Here is a 21005-nt window from a genome sequence, read left to right as displayed (position 1 = left end):
GTTTAGCTCCGAGAACCAAGTAGGTACTGTGCAACATCAACTCGTACCTCGTTGTGTTTTACAGCAATAAGAGGGAATGTACGAAAATTGCCAAGAATCACAGTGATTTTACGAACTGATGATGATTGGTACCTACTTGGTGCTCTTCAAATTTTTGTGACCAAGTAGGTACTGTTTTACATCAGCTCATGCTTCGCTGTGTTTCATAGCAATTCCAGCTTATTTCCGAAGGAGCTGCTTTTTTCTCGCCGTTTATTCGGTTTTAGAGTGCATACCAAAACTGATTTTTAGTTTTGGTGTGCACTCATAAGTTCTATTATTACCTCTTAAAAATCATATTCCGCTTCTTTTTGCTGAATCATTGTTTGATAGGTATCCAACAATAAGAAGAAATCATCCACGAATCGATCTAAGCGAAATTCAATATCAGGATTCTTGATTTCTTGCCGAATAATATCCTGATCCGTAATAAACACATAATTCGGTACTAAATTAGCCTTCATATAACTTAAAACAGGACGGATTTGTTGTTCAGGGATCAAAAAGTGTTTTTCTGATCCGGCCGTAACGATCATCCCTGCCACCTTATTTCGAAAAGCATTGACTGGCAGCATATCAAACAAATTCTTCAGCGTTCCAGGCATCGATGCTTGGAAAATCGGTGTACCAATAATCAAGCCATCTGCCTCCATGATTTTTTTCAAGGCTACACCGACTTCACCTTCGTGTTGAAGATATTCCCGTCCATCTGCAAATGGAAATTGTATTTCAGAAAAATCAATCACGTCTACTTCAGCATCTTCTCGTACTTCTTTTATTTTATTGATCGTATAATTGACAGCCACTCTTGATTTACTACCAAAAGCTGACCCGATTATCGCAACTATTTTCATAAGGCACTATCCTATTCTTTGGTGTATTTTTTAACTTCCGGCATCACTTTTGTCGCAATCAATTCAATGTTTTTCTTCACCAAATCAAGTGGCACACCACCAAAATCGATTTGCGCCATAAAACGTTGATGTCCATATAATTCATATTGGTAAAGCATCTTCTCGATAATTTCATTGACGCCTCCGACCATTAGCGTATCTCTGGTATCTTGTGATTGAGCAAAATGTTGTTTTGGATATGTTCCACCGCGAATCGCCGACCAACCAGCATTTAAGAATGGATACATTTCTTTGCGCGCTTGACTGCCTGTCTCTGCAACATAAAATAAACTTGTTGTCGCAAGTGGAAATTCTTTTTCATCATAGCCTGCTTCTGTCAACGATAACCGATACGCATCCACTGCCCGTTTGAAAATAGGAGCCGGTCCTGCTAACGTTGTCAACATCATGGCAATTCCATCTAATCCAGCTTTGATCGCACTATCTGCTGGTCCGCCCACTGCTCGCCACACAGGTAGATGCCCCCGAACGGGCTGAGGCAAGATTTCTGCATTTTGTAGCGGTGCACGGAATATACCTTCCCAGTTCATTCGTTCATTTGGCGCAGCTTCATTTAATAATTTTAACAAGTGCATTTTTTCTTCAAATAATTCTTCATAATCTTTTAAATCAAATCCAAGTAGTTCATACACACCCACACGGGAACCTCGACCTGCAACGATCTCAGCACGGCCATTTGAAATTAAATCTAATGTAGCATACTCTTCATAAACACGGACTGGATCATTGGTGCTTAAAACGGTGACTGAACTAGAAATTTTGATATCTTTTGTTTGAGCTGCGATTGCTGATAGAATCACTTGGTTGGCTTGTCCGATAAAATGACTTTGGTGGCTTTCACCAACACCAAACACATCGATTCCTGCTTCATCGGCAAATTTTGCCGCTTCGATAATATCATTGATTCGTTGTTGCTCACTGATTAGCTTCCCTGTCATCGGATTTTTCACGTGATCTCCTAGTGAATATAACCCGATTTCCATGCCTTTTGAAGAATTGATACCGAATTTTTCATTCATTTTTTTATTCATTTTCCTGCACTCCTTTTTCATTTTCTATATATTGTTGTGAGTTCATGAGTTTTTTACTGATTTTAGCTAATTGAAGGACTTCTTGTTTCGTCAAATTATCAAAAGCTGAAGCTTGCAATTTACTTTGTGCAACAAAGCAATTATCTAGCTGCTGTTGTCCCATAGCTGTCAGGGAAATATATTTTTCCTTCCATTCTTGCTGGCGTGTGATCCAGCCATCCGATTCAAATTGTTTGATCATTTGAGAAACGCCACCTTTAGAGATAAGCAACTTTTCGCCCAGCTCTTTTTGGGTAATCGGTTGATTTTCTTGAATCCGATGAAGCATATCAAATTTTGAAACGTTTAAGTCGTATTGCTTTAGAAATTCATTGGACTGAATATTACTTTTTTGAACAAACTGCAAAATAGACAGCCAACAACTTAATTTTACTTTTTCTGTAAGTGATAACTTCTCCATTAGTTAAACCTCCTCTTTAGTTTAGAACTAAACTGATAACGCTAGTATAATATACTTACTAAAAATAAGCAAACTATTTTTACTTACCGCTCATAACTTATATTGCTACTAACAATAAGTTTATCCGAGGTACAAATCTTCCCTTTGATTCTTTTTAGTATTATTAGTATAATGAGTATGATTTTTTAGAAACTAACAAAGAACACTAGAGTGGAGATTATATAATGAGTAATAATTTTTGGGCAGAATTACCGAAGCCTTTTTTTATTTTAGCACCAATGGAAGATGTGACAGACGTAGTTTTTCGCCATGTTGTCAAAGAAGCAGGCGCACCTGATGTCTTTTTTACTGAATTTACAAATTCAGATAGTTATTGCCACCCCGATGGTATAGAAAGTGTGCGCGGCCGTTTAATGTTTACGGAAGATGAACAGCCAATAGTCGCTCATATTTGGGGCGATAAGCCAGAATTTTTCAGGAAAATGAGTCTTGGATTAGCCGAAATGGGCTTTAAAGGCATCGATATCAATATGGGGTGTCCCGTTCCAAATGTTGCAGGTCGCGGAAAAGGGAGTGGTCTTATTTTACGACCGGACGTAGCAGCTGAATTGATTGAAGCGGCCAAAGCTGGTGGTTTACCAGTCAGTGTTAAAACACGGATCGGGTATGCAGAAATTGCTGAACTGGAAAACTGGATCACGCACTTATTGAAACAAGATATTGCTAACCTTTCTGTTCACTTGCGCACACGAAATGAAATGAGTAAAGTCGATGCCCATTGGGACCTGATTCCCCAAATCATGGAAATCCGAGATCGCGTTGCACCGCAAACACTGATTACGATCAATGGCGATATTCCTGATCGTCAAATGGGTTTGAAGCTCGCGGAACAATATGGGGTAGATGGGATTATGATCGGTCGCGGCATTTTTAAGAACCCTTATGCGTTTGAAAAAGAGCCAAAAGAGCATTCTACTCAAGAGTTGCTTGGTTTATTAGAGATGCAGCTTGATTTACAAGATCAGTATGCTGAAATGGTGCCACGCTCAATCGTTGGTTTACATCGTTTCTTTAAGATTTATGTAAAGGGATTCCCCGGTGCCAGTGATTTACGTGTACAATTAATGCAAACAAAATCAACGGATGAAGTCAGACAAATTTTAGCTAAATTTGATGAAAATCAAGGGATGATCGCAGACTAAACGCTTTATAAAACCATCAAAAAAGGTGATGCAACTACTTACGCATCACCTTTTTCTCTATGTTAAATCAAACTGATTAGATAATCCCTTTTTCTTTTAAAATATGCTCATTTCCAGCATTTTTCATATGATCAATCCCAATTTGTTGCATGATTTCAAGCGCCGCAATGATTTTGTGCCCTTTAGGATAACTCAGAAAATACTCTACTTTCAATGGATAGCCTGTATATTCTTTTTTTTCCACAAAGCCAAATGCAATCAATTCTTTTAACTGAGATAACAGCATTTTTTGAGTGATTCCTTCAATTCTTCGCTCAAGATTTGCAAGCGAAATAGGCCCCGTTCTTAAGAGCCACAAAATAATTGGCTTCCATTTTCCTTTTATCATATCATGAGTCAATTCAACAGGACAGGTGAATTCTTCCCTCAACTTCATTTTGGTTTGATCCTCCATTTCTTTATACGTAACAGGCAAATGACAACCTAAGCATAAAAATCCGTGAGTGATCGTCAAAACTGTTTATTTTTTTTCGTTTGCATATGATCCTTTTAGGGTATAAGAATCTAAGATATGCCCTTCCATTTTCCAATATAAATCATTCAATGTAAAGCCGTTATCTAATGCTAATTCTTTATCTAATGCAAAAACATGTAATTCGTAGGTATGAGGCTTATCCGGTGGTGCCATTCCGCCGTAAAAACTTGAAAGCTCTCTACTTTGCTGTCCCCCTTCAAGTGTCATCCAGCTATTTGCTCCTTGAACAAAATCGGTCGCAGACTTACTTTCATTTTCAAGTACTTCATCTTTTGTAATATTTGCCGCCAGCCAATGCGTCCAGGTGATCCCATTTGTAACTGTATACGCATCTTTATCTTCCAATATAATAGCATACGATTTAGTCTTTTCAGGTGCATCTTCTATTTTAAAAGGAATCGAATAATTCGGCACCTTATTTTCATTAAATTGCGTTCCTCGCATCCCATATTTATCCTGCCACACACCATCTACTAAGCCTGTACTGCTAACAGACATTTCTTTTGTTTCTTGCTTTTTTTCTTCCTCTTTACCATTTTGGTTATCTGCCTTTGGTGCACAAGCAGTACCAACTATTAGCAACGCACCCAAGATCATTGTAAGCCACCATTTCTTTTGTTTCTTCATTTCCTCACTCCTTATCCTTATTACTAACGATTATAGGACATAATAATAGCTAAAAAAAGTACCCACTTTTTTGTGGGTACTGAATGACTGACTGTGATTGCTTTCACTCAAGCTTTTGATGACACTGATTTTTACGGCCTTGATTTTCCTCTAATTTGAATGCCCTCTCAAATAGATCCTTACGAGACTTTGACTTTTTCTTTCAACATTATTTTCTCAAATTGATTTTCTAAATCATCTGTACAAGTTGAAAAATCGTCTAACAATTTGAGTATGGTTGTCCATGATTAGAGTTGTTGAATTGTCACTTTAAAAAATCCGCCAAAACTCTTACAACAGAATTTTGACGGAAAGTCATATGATTTTATTCTCTATCCATTCAACACACAAGCATTTATCCCATTACTGCTTATTCATGTATTTACTTAACAAATGGCAAAATGTCTTCTGTTAATTGATTGAAATCTAGCTGATTAACTGCTTCAATTTGTGCAATCATTTCTTTTGGTAATACAGGATTCATGCCGCCACAGATGGCACCGCTAATGGCACCAATTGTATCTGTATCCCAGCCAATTGAGGCGCTTAATTGAACTGCCTTAAGCGTATCTCCTTTCGCCAAGTCAACGATTGCAAATGCGCTTGGTATTGTCTCTATCGTTTCCATACCCGTACCGATTTCTTCATATAAACGTTGTAAAATAATTTGTTCGTCAGACTCTTCTTGCAGAATTTTTCTTGCTTGATTCATTCTAAAAGCTAACGAGGCCGCAGGAAAATCATAGCCATAAGCTTTTGCCGCTTCGATCGTTGCAAAAGCTAATTGCCAAATCTCCTCAATTGATTGCCCTCCTCTAACTGTATAACTTACTGCTGCTGCCACAGCACTAGCGCCAGCAATGGCGATTTTCGTATTATGAGTAGGTAAGCAAATCTCCGCTACATTTCCAATTAATTCAGGCAGGTTGTGATAATCACTAATCAAACCGATAGGAGCAATTTTCATTGAAGCGCCATTCGTCGTCCCAGTCACTCCTGTTTCTTCAATCGGTACACCTTGCGCAATTTTATCTAACGCTTTTAAGGTCGACGGTCCTGAAACAAAAGCTGATACAGGTGAATTTTCATTCCACTCTCGTAATTCTGCCACGTAGTCTGATACTTGGATTCGTCCCTTATTTTTTTGATCATTGATAAAATCATCAAGACATTGATCGTATCATCTGTTATTGATCCAGCAGCTAATTTTCTACCAAAGACATCTGCTTCATTTGAAGCAATTAAGGTTGTCACACCATTAGGAAATTGCTGTCTAATTTTCTCCTGTGACCAACACTCCGTTGGCATACCTAGCGCATCACCTAATGCGCCACCTGCTAAAACTCCCCAAATTCTTTCTCTCATTCTAATTTACCTCCACTAAATTTTCTATTTCTGTTTGATTATTAAAAGGAATCACTGTTAAAATTTTCTCTTTACGTTTGATCTTTCCTTCTGGTTCACAAATTACATCTAAGAAGTGAGCGGTATTCGTTACAACAACAATCGACTCCGTTGAATACCCTGCTGCTTTGACTTGCTCTAAATCAACTTCTGCTATCTTTTCCCCTTGAACCACTGACTGCCCTTTTTTCACTAAAGGAGTAAACCCTTTTCCTTCCAGTTCAACCGTATCAATACCAATATGGATCAAGATTTCGATCCCTGTATCGCTGATAATTCCAATGGCATGTCCACTAGGAAAGACTGTTTCAACCACACCACTCACTGGTGAGATGACCTCCCCATTTTCGGGTATGATCACAATTCCGTTTCCTAACGCTTTTGAAGCAAAAGTAGCATCTGAAGAACATTCGATTGGTTTCAACTGACCTTTAAGTGGTGAGACAAGCACTTCGGCTTTCACTAATTCCTTTTCATTTACATCCACCACATCTTCTTCTTGCTTAAACGTTATATAGGTCAAAATAAACGCAACTAATGAAGTGGCAATAGTTGCCACGATCGCAACGATCAGCCCTTTCATACTGCCTGTTTCCGGATCAATAAATGCAGCAAATCCTAAAATACCAAAAGACATTGCATACATTTTCGTAGAGAACAACGCTAAGATCAATGAACCCACTGCTCCACCGATCATAGAAAAGGCAAACCGTTTTTTCACTGGTAAACTAAATCCGTAAATTGCTGGTTCAATAATACAAAATAGACCGGAAACAATTGCTGGAATTGCCAAGGCTTTTTGATCCTTAGAACGTGTGCGGAAGAAAACGGCTAAAACAATTGCTGTTTGAGCAAAGCTTGCGGTAAAGGACATAGGAAAAATATAATCTACGCCTGATTGTGCTAAATTAGTGATCCCGATCGCTGAAATCGGCCAATGCAACCCAAAAATCACTAAAGGTTGGTAGAGCAAAGCTACCGCAACAGAGGTAACGATCGGTGAAATCGTGTAAAGGCCTGATACACCTGCACTGATCAATGAGCTCAGTACATTCGTTACTGGTCCAATAGCTAGAATAGCTACAGGAACTGTGATCAAAATGGTTAAAAATGAATTTACATTATGCGCAATAACGCTTGGTACCACTCTTTTCAGCCATTTTTCTACTTTTGAACCAACATAGACGATAAATATAATCGGAATCACAGTATATTGATAACCTGTAGCTGGAAATAGGATCGGAATACCAAAGAATGTATTATAAACAGGCGTTTGGAATAGGGTACCTTTGAATAACGTGTATAAAATATCCCCACTTGTTAAACCACTCATCAGCTCCGGAATAACAAGTGTCGCGCCCAACATCATCCCGACAAAAGGATTCATTTTGAACGCTTTGGCGCTAGTATAACCTAACGTTACTGGTAAGAAGTAAAAAACGGTCTGTCCCATAGCGTGCAAAATAATATACGCACCATCATCTACTGACAAAACTTTCGTCGCCGTTAGTAATGCCAAAATCCCTTGCAGTAAACCAGAAGCGGTTAATATCCCTAAAACTGGGGTAATTACTTTGGTAATGGTATCGATCAAAGTACTCACTAAGCCTTTTTTCTCATCTGCAACCGTCACAGATGTTCTACTACCTAAATTCTCTTGAACCACTTGAAAAATATCTGCAACCTGCGTGCCGACAACGACTTGAAAACGACCACTCGCAAACTGGGCACTCATAACATCTGGTGATTTTACAATTTCCTCTTTTTGAACCAAAGAATCATCCTTTAAAGTAAATCGTAATCTCGTCATACAATGTGTCACACTTAACACATTTTCTTTGCCTCCTACATTTTTCAAAATGAATTCTACAAGCGCTTGGTATTTTCCCACTTTTCCTCATCCTTTCTTTTTTATGCATAAAAAGGCAACACTCAAACAAGAGAGTCGATCATCTCTTGTTTGGGTGTTGCCTGCTTAATCAGTTACAATCCCGTTTATTTAATTAACCGTTGAATATGTAAAATTAAATACATTTCCTCTTCCGGATAAATCTGACAATGTAATTTACCTTGTAGATAATTCACTATAATACCGACACATTCTGCTGCTTTTGGATAAAATTGTACTACCTGTTCAAACATCTCAGGTACAGCTTCTTTTCTCGGCTCGTTAATTATGACACGTTGAATAAAAAACTTCAAGTGAGTAATGAATCTAAGATAATTTAACGATTCTTCATCTAACTCGATCCCTAAACAATCTTCAACGATCAAGACAACTTTTTGCAGCATTTCAGCGGTCAGCAATGTTTGTCCCGCATCATTTCCTAAGCTGCCGTTAATGAAGTGGAAGGAAATAAAACCTGCTTCATCCTCATTTAAATCAATACCTTCATAATAAGAAATGGTTTCCAGTGCATGTAATCCTGCCGCATACTCTCTTGGATAGAATTTCTTGATTTCCAGCAACAAAGCGTTTCTAATGGTTTCCCCTTTTCTAAAACGATTCACAGCATAATTGATATGGTCAGCTAAGCCGATATAAGTATTCTCATCAAAATTCTTTTTCAACTCAACTTCTGCGTTCTTGATAATCAAGGTCACCATTTCCAAGCGATTAATCGGCACTTCTTCTATCAACTGTACAAAACGGTCCGCAATATTAGGTGAATCGACAACGAATGTCTTTTCAATCTTCTCTTTTTGGACGATATCTCCAATTTTTTTCCCGAAAGCCACGCCTCTTCCAATCAAGATGCGTTCTAAACCCTTTGAATCAATCACTAACACAACATTGTTATTGAAAATCTTTTTTATCCTAAGCAAATCACATCACTCATTTCCGGTCGCGCTTTCATAAGTCATAGTACACGCTATTTTATTTTCTGTCAAGATAGCCCTAGCCGAAAATTTTGTCTATCATTTATCAAACATATGAAAAATATTAAGCGGAGTGATTGCTTCTTACTTTCAGACTTTCCATGTTTTGATCAAGAAATAGATGAGATTTAAAGCTCCACCTAAAACTCTTTCTGCTCTCACTTCAACGCTTGTATTTTTCCGTTTCTTGAATCAAAATAATCATTGCTTATCGATGAATGCATAAAGTTCCTCAATCAATTGTTGGTAGTCGTCAATTCTAGCTAGTTTTTTACATTTGTGTTATCAAGCAATCATTCGATCAAGTGTTCAAATATAATTCCAAAGGCTTTTCTTTCTTCTTGTGCTGTACCGATTAGAATTACGAAGTCATTGAGTGTGGTTTGCAGCCATACTTTCTCGTTCAAATACGAAGCACAAATTTAGTCGACTTTGTAATAGACGTATTCTGCTCGAACAGATGTGGCGGTGTTTTGTGTACCTACTGCGACAATTTTATCTTTGTTGACATCACCTTCTAATAGATCACCCATTATCCCTTTGGGTAAAAATGATACATAGATTACTGCGCTTGGAAGATTGCTTCTTAAAGAAATAAAGCCTTGGTTCTCTTCAATCCCTAATTGCTGTTCATACGATTGAACTTTGTTAGTATCTCCCATAAAAGATACTAACTCAGGTGTCCCTTCAGGTGAATTCAAAGTGGGAATATTTACGTTTAACCCATTTATTTCCGCTGCTTGATTCTGGTTAGAAATGTCTGTAAAACTCATGGTAGTATTTCCCACAAAAATTGTATTACCTAGTCCATTTTCCCAAACTCCATTTAAGCTTGAATACTCTCCTTGTTGAATTTGAGAAAGATCCATTGATGCAATTACTTGCTCTTCTGATGCTTCTTTTTCTTGTTCACTTGAGCTAGCAGTTTCTTTTGTTTCCTGAACGGTGCTTGATTGTTCCGTAGTTTGTTCTGTGGTTTCTTTGGTCTCATTCGTTTCTTTACTACTAGTGATTAATTCTGTAGTTTCTTTACTACTAGATGATGGTTTAGCTGTATCATCACTTGATTTAGTAGGTTTATTACATCCCACTAAAACGCCCAAAATTACCATGCATAAACCTAACAAAATAGTCTTTTTCATTTTTTTCACGATAACTCCTCCAAGTCTTTCGTATATCCTTTAAAATATACATGTAACTCTCATGGTAATATACATTACAGATTCCGTCTACATTAAAAGTACAGATGAGTAGTATGCAAAAATATTTTTGTTGATGTTCACCTTCTATCGCCTATTTTTCTTAACAAATTCACTAATATCTCGCATACAATCTTCTGCCTGTGGATAATTTCCTACGTGATCAATATACGCATGTCCCATTCCTCTGTATAAAGTAAATGTCGTATCTATCCCTAAATCAATTAACTTTTTAGCATACGCCAAGCTTTCAACCGTCAAGAAGTCATGCTCTCCTGAAGTAATCATCGTTGTCGGTGTTTTTTCACTTACTGATACATAAGGTGTTAGGTATTTATTTAAAACGTCTTTTGTTCCCAAAATATCAGATAAACTAGTCGTCATTTCACTAAAAATCTCAATACCAGGACGAATCACACTTGCTTGTTTCTCATAAATCGCCACATCTTGATCAATATCAAATTCAGTATATTTATCCTTGATCCCGCCCATATTAAGTGTCGGATAAAGTAAAATTTGCCCACATACATCCTCACGATTTTCTTCAATATTCCGATTACTACAATAAGCCGTTAAGTTCCCACCAGCACTGTCTCCAGCAACAAAGATACTGTGTTGATCAGCTCCCCATTCTTCCACATGATCGGCTAACCATCTTAAGCCAGTGTAACAATCCGTATGTCCTATCGGGAAAGGATTCTCAGGCGCTAAACGATAATCGATACTGACCGCAATCATATTGGTTTGACTAACAAATAACTTCAATGCTTCTCTGACAACATCCGTACTCCCCGCAAAAAAACCACCACCATGAATAAAATAGAGAACAGGGGAATGAGCCACCGTTTTTTCAGATTGGAAACGAGTCATTGGAATATCAAAACCATCTTCAGCTTTGATCGTAAAAGTCGTTTCTTTAATATCTTCTTCAACCATAGACGTCGAATCAATACTGTTAAACATTTTACGCAAACGTTTGATTGATTTTGGGCTAGCATCCATTTTCAGCATACTTTTGGGAATAAATTTCATCATCAGACTCATTTTTTTTGCCCCTTTATAGACACGCGGATCCATTGCACCATCAATATCACAATCTGGAATTGGCTTCACAATGACCGACACATCACGACGCATTTCTGTATATTGTTTATTTCGGATTGCTTCTACTAATTTTATATCGTACTCTCGTGCCATTCTGATTCCTCCTAAAAGTTAAATAATCAATTTTCTTCTATTTCTTCAAGTAAATGATACAATACACCCAACAGCCCAGCTTCATTTCTAAAATGACAGGAAACAATTTCAACTGGCGTCAGCATTGTCTCTAACAACGGGGCAGAAGCAAGTAGCTGTTGATACTGTCTCTTTATTTCATCCACAAGAATCGGTTGCGCACTAATGCCGCCGCCAATCGCGATTCGTTGTAAATCAACGACTGACTGAACATTCATGATGACAATCACCACATTGCGACAGAATTCTTCAAATAATGGATAAATCATTTCATTTTTCTTTTCTAATGCTTCAAACACTTTCTTACCGTCTAACGGGTTCTCTAACTTTAATAGGTTCGATGCTTGTTGAATGAACTTTACTGCAGAACCTTTCGCCCCTGCCACAGTCTCTAAACTGATCGGAACATCAGTTGAAAGTAGCATGAAGCTTAATTCTCCTGCTTGGAAATGACTGCCTGAGTGAAGTGATTTATTTAAAACAAGACCGCCGCCAATTCCTGTACCAAGTGTCATCACAGCACCATTTTCGATGTCCTTTAATTGCCCTAACCACAGTTCAGCAAGTGCAGCTGATTTACCGTCATTCATTATGGCACATCGTAAGTTCATATAAGATTCAATAAATTCTTTCAAATGGAATTGATGTAGATAAGACAATGCTCCCCCATAATAGACAACCCCTTCTTTTGAATCGATTTTGCCAGGACAACTAACAGCTACCGCTTTCACTTGTCCTTTATATTGATCAAGAATACCTGTTAGACAGCTTTTAAAGTCTTTTATATTCCTTGGTGTTCCTTCTTTTTTCACAAAAATAATTTGACCGCTTCGATTGATCAGCGCATGCTTAATATAAGTTCCTCCAATATCGATACTAAGAAAATGAGTGGTTAATTCAGTCATATAGATTTCCTCCTATTATTTCTCGTTATGAAAAAACGCTTACAAATCTATTATAATCATTCCAGAAGGGAATAATAGTATAATTTGATTATTAATGGTATTTTTATATCAAAGGAGCTGAAAAAATGATAGCGCTTATAAATTTTTTGAATCATCTATCAGATCTCGCTATTTTTTCTTACATTATTGTGGATAAAACTGATGGACAGATCAGTCATCAGAAGAACCTGACAAATCATCAGTTAACAGCTAAACAGATTCAACGACTAATCACGCAATCCAGTGTCATTCATAATTATTACTTCAAAGAGCAGAAATTATTACTATTCGCTTACAATGCAGACGAGCTAAATCAATTGATCTGTTTATTCATTGATGATGAAGTCGGCAATTTTGTTTCTCATAATGACCGGTTACTAAAAATTTCTGAAACTATACATTTATTTATGAAGGAAAAAAAGTTCACAGCCAAAGAAGTTCAGTCTCTCAACCAAAACATTCTCTATCTAAGAGAAACAATTATTGAAAAAATACTAAGTGAGCAAATTGAGCAGCAGCTTTATCATCACGACTTTGAAAGCGAAGAGGCTATGTTTATTGAATTAATGAATGGTAATGAAGAAGGATTAAAAAGATACTATTACACTTTTCAAAAGGATAGCCGAACAGGTACCCTTTCAACTGAATCAGAATTACGAAATCAAAAAAACATTTTAATTGTGGCCGTAGCCGTTTCCACAAGATATGCGATTAAAGGCGGCGTGCCATATGAACGAGCGTATACGTTGAGTGACAACTTAATTCAAGAGATCGAACGAAAAAATCACTTTCATGGAACACAACCGCCCGAATTGGAAATACTACTATTATTTTGTAACGAGGTCAGGAAATACAATTATATCGATTATTCTACCACGGTCAAAAAAACGTGTGAGTTTATTCATAAAAATATCTATTCGAATTTATCTGTCCCAATGATTGCGGCTTATACTAATTATTCTGTGCCTCATTTATCTAAGTTGTTTAAAAAAGAAGTCGGGATTTCTCTTAATCAATACGTGATGAAACAAAAAATAGAAGAAAGCAAACGGCTATTGGAATTTGAGCAGTACGATTTAAACACGATCAGCTCCTTACTTCACTTTAACGATGCGAGTTATTTTATTAAAGTATTCAAAAAATATGAACATATGACCCCGAAAAGTTACTGGCATGAAAAAAATTGAGGAGGAGTAATATGGTTTTTGAGCATGAATTCATTGAATATACACACGAATTGACGACTGTTAATACGTTAAAGTATGTTTTATTTTAAAGGTCGTAACATTTTCGATCCTAAAGAAAAAAGGCACTTTCCAAAATTTGGAAAGTGCCTTGAACTGTTGAAATTGAATAGTACTCGTAAGCGAATAAATTCGCAACGACTCCAATAATTAACGTTTTGAGAATTGTGAAGCTTTACGGGCTTTCTTAAGACCTGGTTTTTTACGTTCTACCATACGGGCATCACGAGTAAGAAGTCCAGCGCGTTTTAAAGCAGCACGGAAATCAGGATCTACTTCTAATAATGCACGAGCGATTCCGTGACGGATCGCACCTGATTGACCAGAGTAGCCTCCACCATTAACGTTTACCATTACATCATAAGCGCCTTTAGTTTCAGTTACACCAAATGGTTGGTTAATAACTTCACGCAAGTCAGCGTGTGGAATATATTCTTCAACGTCTTTTTTATTTACAGTAATTTTACCAGTACCAGGTACTAAACGTACGCGGGCAACTGCATTTTTACGACGGCCAGTGCCGATATATTGTACTTGAGCCAATGAATTTCCCTCCTTAAATTAGGTTAGTAATATCTAATACTTCTGGTTGTTGTGCAGCATGTGGATGTTCCGCTCCACCGTATACGTTCAACTTAGTAAATTGTTTACGGCCTAAAGTGTTTTTAGGAAGCATACCTTTTACAGAAGTTTCGATTAAACGACGAGAGTTTTTATCGCGTAATTCACCAGCAGTAACAGATTTCAACCCACCTGGGTATTGGCTGTGACGGTAGTAAATTTTATCACTTGCTTTGTTACCAGTTAATTTGATTTTATCAGCATTAATTACAATTACGAAATCTCCAGTATCCACATGTGGTGTGAATGTTGGTTTATTTTTTCCACGTAAGATAGAAGCAACTACAGTTGACAGACGTCCCATTGGGATATCTGTTGCATCTACTACATACCATTTACGTTCTACTTCGCCAGATTTGGCCATATATGTTGTACGCACGATTCTTTCCTCCAATTTTCTATTCGATGTTTGACATTCACTTGAGTTTCCGGGGCTCATTGTGGGGCAAACAATACCATTTAACATGATACCTTCTATCGCTAGTAAAGTCAATGAATTTCTGAGGTTTTCCTATATTTTTCTTACTAGTTCCTCCCTATTTAAAAAATATTCTTCATTAGGAAATGGAACACCGTATGAATTGCGTAATAGATATTATGCAACCTCCAAAAATAAAAATGTATATTATTTCCTAAATATTTAATTTTATGTATATTTATTTATAAAACGTGTTGATTTTTGTATTTTCAAGTGATATGATGAGAACAATCAAAAAAGAGAATTAAAAAATAAGGAGTGTTACTTATGAAAGAAAAAGTAGTCTTAGCTTATTCTGGAGGATTAGATACCTCTGTTGCTGTTAAATGGTTAGTGGACGAAGGATATGATGTGATCGCTTGTTGTTTAGATGTCGGTGAAAAGAAAGATTTAGATTTCATCAAAAATAAAGCATTAGAAGTCGGAGCCTCTGCTTCATATACCATTGATGCTAAGGAAGAATTTGCGCAGGAATTTGCTTTGATTGCGCTACAAGGCCATACCTTTTATGAACAATCTTATCCCTTAGTATCGGCTTTATCCCGCCCGCTGATTGCTAAGAAATTAGTCGAATTAGCGCACGAAACTGGTGCAACCACAATCGCTCATGGCTGTACAGGAAAAGGGAATGATCAAGTACGTTTTGAAGTTGCGATCAACGCCCTTGCACCTGAGCTAAATGTGATTGCTCCAGTTCGTGAATGGAAATGGTCACGTGAAGAAGAAATCAATTATGCCAAAGAAAAAGGTGTACCCGTCCCTGCTGATTTAGACAATCCTTATTCTGTCGATCAAAACCTTTGGGGGCGTGCCAATGAATGTGGGATTTTAGAAGATCCATGGGCAACACCTCCAGAAGGTGCTTATGAATTAACTGCTAGCTTAGAAAATGCACCTGATCAAGCTGATATCATCGAACTAACTTTTGTTGAAGGAGTGCCTACAGCAATCAATGGAAAAGAAATGCTGTTATCCGATTTAATTTTGGACTTGAATGATCTAGCTGGTAAACATGGCATCGGCCGGATCGATCATGTGGAAAATCGTTTGGTTGGAATCAAATCGCGTGAAGTCTATGAGTGTCCAGCAGCGATCACACTGATGACTGCGCATAAAGAGTTGGAAGACTTGACTTTTGTTCGTGAAGTAGCTCATTTCAAACCTATCATCGAAAATCAATTGTCACAAATTATTTATGACGGATTATGGTTCAACCCGTTAACGGATGCCTTGATTGCTTTCTTAAAATCTACTCAAAAATATGTAAATGGCATAGTGCGGGTAAAACTCTTCAAAGGACACGCCATCGTTGAAGGTCGTAAGTCTGATAACAGCTTATACAACGAAAATTTGGCGACTTACACTTCTGCGGATACCTTTGATCAAGACGCTGCTGTTGGTTTTATCAAACTCTGGGGGCTTCCAACCAAAGTCAACGCAGAAGTTCAGGCATCTTTACACAAAAAATAATCAGCGATACTCTTGTTTTTTCTAGGTTGAATTTATACGTGAGTTAACTTTTACATGGTTGTAAATAAGGTTATCCGATTCACCTATTTTAAATGACTTATCCACGGAGAATTTCTTTTTGATCTGCGGATCGAAATAAAGGAATCGATAAGTCTTCATATCAAGAACTTTTAGTCTCAACAAATGGTTGGCACAGAGATCACTCCTTCTTACTTTCTCGGAGTAAAATACTTCTGTTCCAACCTTATTTCTTATCACAATGAATATTAATACATAAATGAATGAGGTGTGCATCATGGAAAAATTATGGGGTGGACGTTTTGAAGGAAAAAGCGAAGCATGGATCGATGCATTCGGCGCTTCGATTCCTTTTGATCAAAAGTTAGCCAAACAAGATATTATTGGAAGTTTAGCCCATGTACAAATGTTAGCTAAGACAGGGATTTTAACAGATGATGAGGCGAAACAAATCAGTTTGGGCCTTACAACAATTCAAGAGAAACTACTTGCTGGTGAACTTACTTTCAGTATAGAAAACGAAGATGTTCATTTGAATATCGAAAAACTGTTACATGATGAAATTGGCTCTGTTGCTGGAAAATTACATACAGGCCGTAGTAGAAATGATCAAGTCGCTACAGATATGCATCTCTATTTAAAAGAGATCGTTCAAGAAGTAATTAGCAAGATCCACCTATTTCGCCAAGTGCTAGTTCATAAAGCCGAAGAAAATATCGATACCATCATGCCTGGCTACACCCATTTACAACATGCACAACCAATCTCGTTTGCTCACCATATGATGGCTTATTACGGTATGTTGACACGGGATCAAGAACGTTTTTCCGAAAGCTTGAAGCGAATCGATATTTCGCCCTTAGGCTGTGCAGCCCTTGCCGGTACGACATTTCCTATCGATCGTGCTTACTCAGCTGAGTTACTAGGTTTTTCTTCCATCTATGAAAATAGCTTAGATGGCGTGAGTGACCGGGATTTCATCTTAGAGTTCCTTAGCAATAGTTCTATTTTAATGATGCATCTTTCCAGATTTTGCGAAGAAATCATTTTATGGTGCAGTCATGAGTTTCAATTTATTGAATTAACAGATACCTTTTCTACAGGCAGCTCGATTATGCCACAGAAGAAGAATCCTGACATGGCAGAATTGATTCGAGGAAAGTCTGGTCGCGTATATGGTAATTTATTCAGCCTTCTAACGGTTTTAAAAGGATTGCCGCTAGCTTACAACAAAGACCTTCAAGAGGACAAGGAGGGCATGTTTGATACGTCTCACACGATTTTAACTAGTTTAGAGATCATGGCAGGTATGGTAGAGACGATGAAACTGAATCAAGAAATCATGGAAAAGTCCACTGAAAAAGATTTTTCAAATGCAACAGAGCTAGCAGATTATCTAGCAAGCAAAGGGATGCCCTTTAGACAGGCTCATGAAGTTGTTGGAAAGTTAGTTTTAGATTGTACAAAACAAGGGATTTATTTACAAGATGTGCCCTTAGAACAGTATCAAGTGATCACACCTTTGATTCAATCAGATATCTACCAAACCCTATCATCAAAAACAGCCATTGAACGTCGGCATTCGTATGGCGGCACTGGATTTGATCAAGTAAAAGCTGCAATTGAACGTAGCAAGCAAAAACTAGAAAGCGAAAAAAACTAAAAAAGGTGATGAAAGATAGCATGTATCTTTCATCACCTTTTAACTTTTTTGATTAACGAGTTTTTGCACGTGTATCTGCATCGATACCAGGTGCTTTACCTAATTTTGCTTGCAGCATCCAGATATTTTTCTCAATGTCTGTTTTGTTTGCAATAAAGATATCTTGTGTAGAATCATCGCCTTCTTCGCCAGAAACTTCAATTCCTTTTTGATATAAATCAGCTAAATAACGGTAGCCTTCGACTAATTTTTCCATGCGCTCTGGAATTGTACGTTCGTATGTGCCGATTTCATCTTCGATACCTGTATGATCAGCAAATTCTTGTAAAGTTGAGTAAGGAGCACCATCTAGAGTAATTAAGCGTTCAGAAATAACGTCTAATTGGTCATTGATTTGATCCATATATTCGTCCATTTTAGGGTGCAATGTCAAGAATTCTGGGCCACGCATATACCAGTGAGTTTGGTGAATCACTACTGAAAACTGGCTTAGATCTGCAACTAGTTGGTTTAATACTTCTTTTGTTTGTTCAAATTTCATTATACATCATCCTCCTAAATTTTTATCTACACTAATATTGTAGTACGAAACAGAAAAAAAGTACACTAAAATCTTCATTATTATATCATTTCTCATTTAATAATAATTATAAACTAAAGAATTAATTATTGCTAGGTATTGGCAATGTATCCAATGAATCAACAATTTCTTTGGCTACTTCATTCATTGCCTCTTCTAACTCTTTATTCATCGCTTCTGTATTTTCAGAACCTGAAATAAATGCCATGAACAAGTTAGATACGGCCTCTTTTTGATTTTTGGGTACAAACCATTTTCCTTTTTCTTTTTCTAAACGCAACTCAAGTTCAACAGGATCTGTTTTGATTTTAATTGATTTGACCCGCTCTTCCAAGATAGAAAAAGTTGCTTCTAGCGCTTTTTGATCATCTTTTGCTATTTCTGGATCAGCCAAAGTTTCTTTTACCAGCTGTCTGGTCATTTCCTGCATGGCACTCACTAGATCTAACCCCGTCACATAATAAGAGATCACGGCGCCAGTTTTTGTTTCATCTATTTTAATAATCCTATAGGATGTTTTCTCTTTTGCCTGTTGCAAGAGTTCCTTTGTTAGTTGACTTGCTTCTTTTTCCGGGACTTGTGCACCGGTGGCGGATAAGCCTTTCGCAAAGTTTTGCTCGAACGCTTTGCTATTTTCATCCAGCTCTTCGCCTGCTTGTTTCCCATCGCGAAATCCCTTAGCAAATTCATTTTCCCTTTTTTGATACACCAGACGATCAACAAATAATTCGCCAGCATCTTCTGCAGAAATTCCTTTTGAGCCGCAACTTGTTAGGAAAAGCCCTACTAAAAGCAAAGAAGCGATCCATAATTTTTTCATTTCCTTTCCTCCGTTCTCTTACTACTAGTAAAACAAGTTCAGTGATGTTTGTCAAAAAAAGTTAGTCCAAATCTGCTCTTAGTTTTGCTAATTGGTGATAGCTCGAAGATAATTGTTGTTGTGTCATAATAAATAACGGATACATTTGTTGATAAATTTGATTATTTTCACTGTTAGGCTCTACGGTTTCATAAATTTCTACTTGTTCACTAACTGTCTTTAAATCAGTAATTTTCCCTATACTTTGCCAACCCAATAAAACAGCACCTAATGCCGATGCTTCAACACTTTCCGTCAATGAAAGTTGATAGCCTAAAACATCCGCCATCACATGTTTGAACACTTGCGAATCTGCAAAACCACCTGTAGCACGGATTTCTTTCACTGGTCCGCCTAACTCCTCCAACTCTGTTAAAACACGCTTTAAATTCAAACAAATCCCCTCAATCACCGCACGCATCATCAATTTGTCATCATGATTTCGTTTTAAACCCACAAAACTGCCTGTCGCTTCTGCATCCCACAATGGTGCCCGTTCGCCGAGCAAATAAGGATGAAACATCAATCCTTTAGCTCCTGCTGGCGTTTCTTTTACAAGATCCATCACAGCGTCATACGAATTTTCCCCAACTGCACGAGCTTCCGTTTGAACTTCCTTTAATAAATTTTCACAAGCCCAATCGAAAATCCCAGCGCCATTACTTGTGGCCCCTCCAATTACCCAATGATTTTCATCTAACACACAACAGAACGTCTCCGCCTGTGGGTGTGTTTGAGGTTGTTCAACAATATAACGCAAAGCACCACTCGTTCCAACAGTTAACGTAGCTGTTCCTTTTGTCACCGCACCTAATCCCAGATTTGATAAAGGCCCATCGGCTCCTCCTAACACAAAAACCGTTTGTGCCGTCAAGCCTAACTGCTCTGCCCATTCATCATTTAAGCCAGTTATCTGATGGGTCGGTGTTACTAACAATGGTAGTTGATCCGCTGCGATCCCCATCTCAGTTAAAGCTAACTGATCCCAATCCAACTCATGAATATTTAGAAATCCAGTTCCAGAGGCAGTACTTATATCCGTAATGTATTGATTGAATAGACGATAAAAGATGTATTCTTTCATCCCGATAAACATCTCTGCCCGCTCGTAGATTTCACTGAATTCTTCTTTTAACCAACGGATTTTGTGAAACGGTGTCATTGGATGCATCGGCAATCCTGTATTTTGGTAAAGCGTCTTTCCTAATACGGTATCCTTCAGCTCTTCCGCATACTTTTCCGCACGATTATCTGCCCATGTGATCACACGCGTCAGAGCCTGATGATTTTTATCCATGACAATCAATCCATGCATCGCAGTAGAAAAAGATACCACTGAGATTTCAAAAGGTTGGACTTTAGTGACTACTTTTTTGATACACGTCACTACTGCTTGAAAAATCTGATTTACATCTTGTTCTGCCATACCCTCTGTTTCCTGAATGAGTGGGTAACGAACATAAGCTGATGCCTGAACGGATCCATTCTCCCTAAAAGCGACAGCCTTTGTTTGTGTTGTACCAATATCTACACCAATTGCTATTTTTTCCATCTTCTCGCCT

The 21005-nt window shown here is 37.6% G+C and carries 21 protein-coding genes; 4 read left to right on the top strand and 17 right to left on the bottom strand.

Annotated features, from left to right (window positions below; all coding sequences use genetic code 11):
• Positions 1 to 326: 326 nt before the first annotated feature.
• From V192_RS0117380 to V192_RS0117370, 3 genes are read right to left on the bottom strand one after another with little or no spacing between them, the layout of a single operon-like run.
• Entirely contained in the window at positions 327 to 893 is a 567-nt protein-coding gene (locus tag V192_RS0117380; RefSeq protein ID WP_025873551.1) for an NADPH-dependent FMN reductase, read from the bottom strand.
• Positions 894 to 904: 11 nt separating this feature from the next.
• Positions 905 to 1984, bottom strand: coding sequence for an LLM class flavin-dependent oxidoreductase (locus V192_RS0117375; protein WP_029948329.1), 1080 nt, complete (start codon positions 1982 to 1984; stop codon positions 905 to 907).
• Complete coding sequence (locus tag V192_RS0117370) at positions 1977 to 2444, bottom strand: MarR family winged helix-turn-helix transcriptional regulator (protein ID WP_025873549.1); 468 nt, start codon at positions 2442 to 2444, stop codon at positions 1977 to 1979. The genes V192_RS0117375 and V192_RS0117370 overlap by 8 nt, the downstream gene beginning before the upstream one ends.
• 224 nt (positions 2445 to 2668) lie before the next feature.
• Here V192_RS0117370 and V192_RS0117365 point away from each other — a divergent pair, with 224 nt between their 5' ends.
• Positions 2669 to 3646, top strand: a complete 978-nt coding sequence (locus V192_RS0117365; RefSeq protein ID WP_025873548.1) for a tRNA dihydrouridine synthase — start codon at positions 2669 to 2671, stop codon at positions 3644 to 3646.
• A 76-nt stretch (positions 3647 to 3722) separates the two neighbouring features.
• On the opposite strand, the gene V192_RS0117360 is transcribed toward V192_RS0117365, so the two are convergent.
• The 9 genes from V192_RS0117360 to V192_RS0117325 form a co-directional block, all read right to left on the bottom strand.
• Positions 3723 to 4082, bottom strand: coding sequence for a winged helix-turn-helix transcriptional regulator (locus tag V192_RS0117360; protein WP_025873547.1), 360 nt, complete (start codon positions 4080 to 4082; stop codon positions 3723 to 3725).
• Positions 4083 to 4166: 84 nt separating this feature from the next.
• A complete protein-coding gene (locus V192_RS0117355) occupies positions 4167 to 4808 on the bottom strand; it encodes a YbhB/YbcL family Raf kinase inhibitor-like protein (protein WP_239644729.1) in 642 nt (213 codons plus the stop codon).
• Between the two features lie 421 nt (positions 4809 to 5229).
• Entirely contained in the window at positions 5230 to 5958 is a 729-nt protein-coding gene (locus tag V192_RS20595) for an ADP-ribosylglycohydrolase family protein (RefSeq protein ID WP_275574558.1), read from the bottom strand.
• A complete protein-coding gene (locus V192_RS22675; RefSeq protein ID WP_275574557.1) occupies positions 5889 to 6212 on the bottom strand; it encodes an ADP-ribosylglycohydrolase family protein in 324 nt (107 codons plus the stop codon). The genes V192_RS20595 and V192_RS22675 overlap by 70 nt, the downstream gene beginning before the upstream one ends.
• Position 6213: 1 nt before the next feature.
• Positions 6214 to 8142 carry a beta-glucoside-specific PTS transporter subunit IIABC gene (locus V192_RS0117345; RefSeq protein WP_025873545.1) on the bottom strand — a complete coding sequence of 643 codons (1929 nt, stop codon included), beginning with the start codon at positions 8140 to 8142 and terminating at the stop codon, positions 6214 to 6216.
• Positions 8143 to 8246: 104 nt separating this feature from the next.
• Positions 8247 to 9077 carry a BglG family transcription antiterminator LicT gene (licT, locus tag V192_RS0117340; protein ID WP_025873544.1) on the bottom strand — a complete coding sequence of 277 codons (831 nt, stop codon included), beginning with the start codon at positions 9075 to 9077 and terminating at the stop codon, positions 8247 to 8249.
• A gap of 476 nt (positions 9078 to 9553) precedes the next feature.
• Positions 9554 to 10273, bottom strand: coding sequence for a DUF6287 domain-containing protein (locus V192_RS21695; RefSeq protein WP_239644735.1), 720 nt, complete (start codon positions 10271 to 10273; stop codon positions 9554 to 9556).
• A gap of 144 nt (positions 10274 to 10417) precedes the next feature.
• The gene (locus tag V192_RS0117330; protein ID WP_025873542.1) at positions 10418 to 11527 is read right to left on the bottom strand and encodes an alpha/beta hydrolase; all 1110 of its coding nucleotides are present in this window, start codon (positions 11525 to 11527) and stop codon (positions 10418 to 10420) included.
• 26 nt (positions 11528 to 11553) lie between these two features.
• Positions 11554 to 12471, bottom strand: coding sequence for an ROK family protein (locus V192_RS0117325; RefSeq protein ID WP_025873541.1), 918 nt, complete (start codon positions 12469 to 12471; stop codon positions 11554 to 11556).
• Between the two features lie 125 nt (positions 12472 to 12596).
• Here V192_RS0117325 and V192_RS0117320 point away from each other — a divergent pair, with 125 nt between their 5' ends.
• Positions 12597 to 13697: a helix-turn-helix domain-containing protein gene (locus tag V192_RS0117320; RefSeq protein WP_025873540.1), complete on the top strand. Its 1101-nt coding sequence runs from the start codon at positions 12597 to 12599 to the stop codon at positions 13695 to 13697.
• 207 nt (positions 13698 to 13904) lie between these two features.
• Here the strand turns inward: V192_RS0117320 and rpsI are convergent, their stop codons facing one another.
• Positions 13905 to 14297, bottom strand: coding sequence for a 30S ribosomal protein S9 (rpsI, locus tag V192_RS0117315; RefSeq protein WP_010762225.1), 393 nt, complete (start codon positions 14295 to 14297; stop codon positions 13905 to 13907).
• Positions 14298 to 14310: 13 nt separating this feature from the next.
• Positions 14311 to 14757 carry a 50S ribosomal protein L13 gene (gene rplM / locus V192_RS0117310; RefSeq protein ID WP_303393681.1) on the bottom strand — a complete coding sequence of 149 codons (447 nt, stop codon included), beginning with the start codon at positions 14755 to 14757 and terminating at the stop codon, positions 14311 to 14313.
• Positions 14758 to 15120: 363 nt separating this feature from the next.
• Here rplM and V192_RS0117305 point away from each other — a divergent pair, with 363 nt between their 5' ends.
• Entirely contained in the window at positions 15121 to 16323 is a 1203-nt protein-coding gene (locus tag V192_RS0117305) for an argininosuccinate synthase (protein ID WP_025873539.1), read from the top strand.
• A gap of 295 nt (positions 16324 to 16618) precedes the next feature.
• Positions 16619 to 18004, top strand: a complete 1386-nt coding sequence (gene argH / locus V192_RS0117300; RefSeq protein ID WP_025873538.1) for an argininosuccinate lyase — start codon at positions 16619 to 16621, stop codon at positions 18002 to 18004.
• Between the two features lie 52 nt (positions 18005 to 18056).
• Here argH and V192_RS0117295 read toward each other — a convergent pair whose 3' ends face one another.
• The 3 genes from V192_RS0117295 to V192_RS0117285 all read right to left on the bottom strand — a co-directional run bounded on the left by V192_RS0117295 (position 18057) and on the right by V192_RS0117285 (position 20995).
• Positions 18057 to 18545, bottom strand: coding sequence for a Dps family protein (locus V192_RS0117295; protein ID WP_025873537.1), 489 nt, complete (start codon positions 18543 to 18545; stop codon positions 18057 to 18059).
• Between the two features lie 121 nt (positions 18546 to 18666).
• The gene (locus V192_RS0117290; RefSeq protein ID WP_025873536.1) at positions 18667 to 19404 is read right to left on the bottom strand and encodes a DUF5105 domain-containing protein; all 738 of its coding nucleotides are present in this window, start codon (positions 19402 to 19404) and stop codon (positions 18667 to 18669) included.
• A gap of 61 nt (positions 19405 to 19465) precedes the next feature.
• On the bottom strand, positions 19466 to 20995 hold the full coding sequence (locus V192_RS0117285) for a gluconokinase (RefSeq protein ID WP_025873535.1): 1530 nt from the start codon (positions 20993 to 20995) through the stop codon (positions 19466 to 19468).
• Positions 20996 to 21005 lie beyond the last annotated feature (10 nt).

Origin of the sequence: Enterococcus crotali (genome assembly GCF_000633635.1) — a bacterium.
In the GTDB taxonomy this organism is placed as follows: domain Bacteria; phylum Bacillota; class Bacilli; order Lactobacillales; family Enterococcaceae; genus Enterococcus_L; species Enterococcus_L crotali.
Note: the sequence above shows the minus strand (reverse complement) of the source record. Positions and strands in the feature narration are given on the sequence as shown.

What these genes read in the sequence shown, in the direction of transcription:
- V192_RS0117365 (WP_025873548.1), top strand. Translation starts at nt 2,669, where the DNA reads ATGAGTAATAATTTTTGGGCAGAATTACCGAAGCCTTTTTTTATTTTA.
- V192_RS0117325 (WP_025873541.1), bottom strand. Translation starts at nt 12,471, where the DNA reads ATGACTGAATTAACCACTCATTTTCTTAGTATCGATATTGGAGGAACT.
- V192_RS0117360 (WP_025873547.1), bottom strand. Translation starts at nt 4,082, where the DNA reads ATGAAGTTGAGGGAAGAATTCACCTGTCCTGTTGAATTGACTCATGAT.
- V192_RS0117355 (WP_239644729.1), bottom strand. Translation starts at nt 4,808, where the DNA reads ATGAAGAAACAAAAGAAATGGTGGCTTACAATGATCTTGGGTGCGTTG.
- V192_RS0117320 (WP_025873540.1), top strand. Translation starts at nt 12,597, where the DNA reads ATGATAGCGCTTATAAATTTTTTGAATCATCTATCAGATCTCGCTATT.
- V192_RS0117285 (WP_025873535.1), bottom strand. Translation starts at nt 20,995, where the DNA reads ATGGAAAAAATAGCAATTGGTGTAGATATTGGTACAACACAAACAAAG.
- V192_RS22675 (WP_275574557.1), bottom strand. Translation starts at nt 6,212, where the DNA reads ATGAGAGAAAGAATTTGGGGAGTTTTAGCAGGTGGCGCATTAGGTGAT.
- V192_RS0117305 (WP_025873539.1), top strand. Translation starts at nt 15,121, where the DNA reads ATGAAAGAAAAAGTAGTCTTAGCTTATTCTGGAGGATTAGATACCTCT.
- V192_RS0117370 (WP_025873549.1), bottom strand. Translation starts at nt 2,444, where the DNA reads ATGGAGAAGTTATCACTTACAGAAAAAGTAAAATTAAGTTGTTGGCTG.
- argH (WP_025873538.1), top strand. Translation starts at nt 16,619, where the DNA reads ATGGAAAAATTATGGGGTGGACGTTTTGAAGGAAAAAGCGAAGCATGG.
- V192_RS0117330 (WP_025873542.1), bottom strand. Translation starts at nt 11,527, where the DNA reads ATGGCACGAGAGTACGATATAAAATTAGTAGAAGCAATCCGAAATAAA.
- V192_RS0117295 (WP_025873537.1), bottom strand. Translation starts at nt 18,545, where the DNA reads ATGAAATTTGAACAAACAAAAGAAGTATTAAACCAACTAGTTGCAGAT.
- V192_RS0117380 (WP_025873551.1), bottom strand. Translation starts at nt 893, where the DNA reads ATGAAAATAGTTGCGATAATCGGGTCAGCTTTTGGTAGTAAATCAAGA.
- V192_RS0117290 (WP_025873536.1), bottom strand. Translation starts at nt 19,404, where the DNA reads ATGAAAAAATTATGGATCGCTTCTTTGCTTTTAGTAGGGCTTTTCCTA.
- V192_RS0117375 (WP_029948329.1), bottom strand. Translation starts at nt 1,984, where the DNA reads ATGAATAAAAAAATGAATGAAAAATTCGGTATCAATTCTTCAAAAGGC.
- V192_RS21695 (WP_239644735.1), bottom strand. Translation starts at nt 10,273, where the DNA reads ATGAAAAAGACTATTTTGTTAGGTTTATGCATGGTAATTTTGGGCGTT.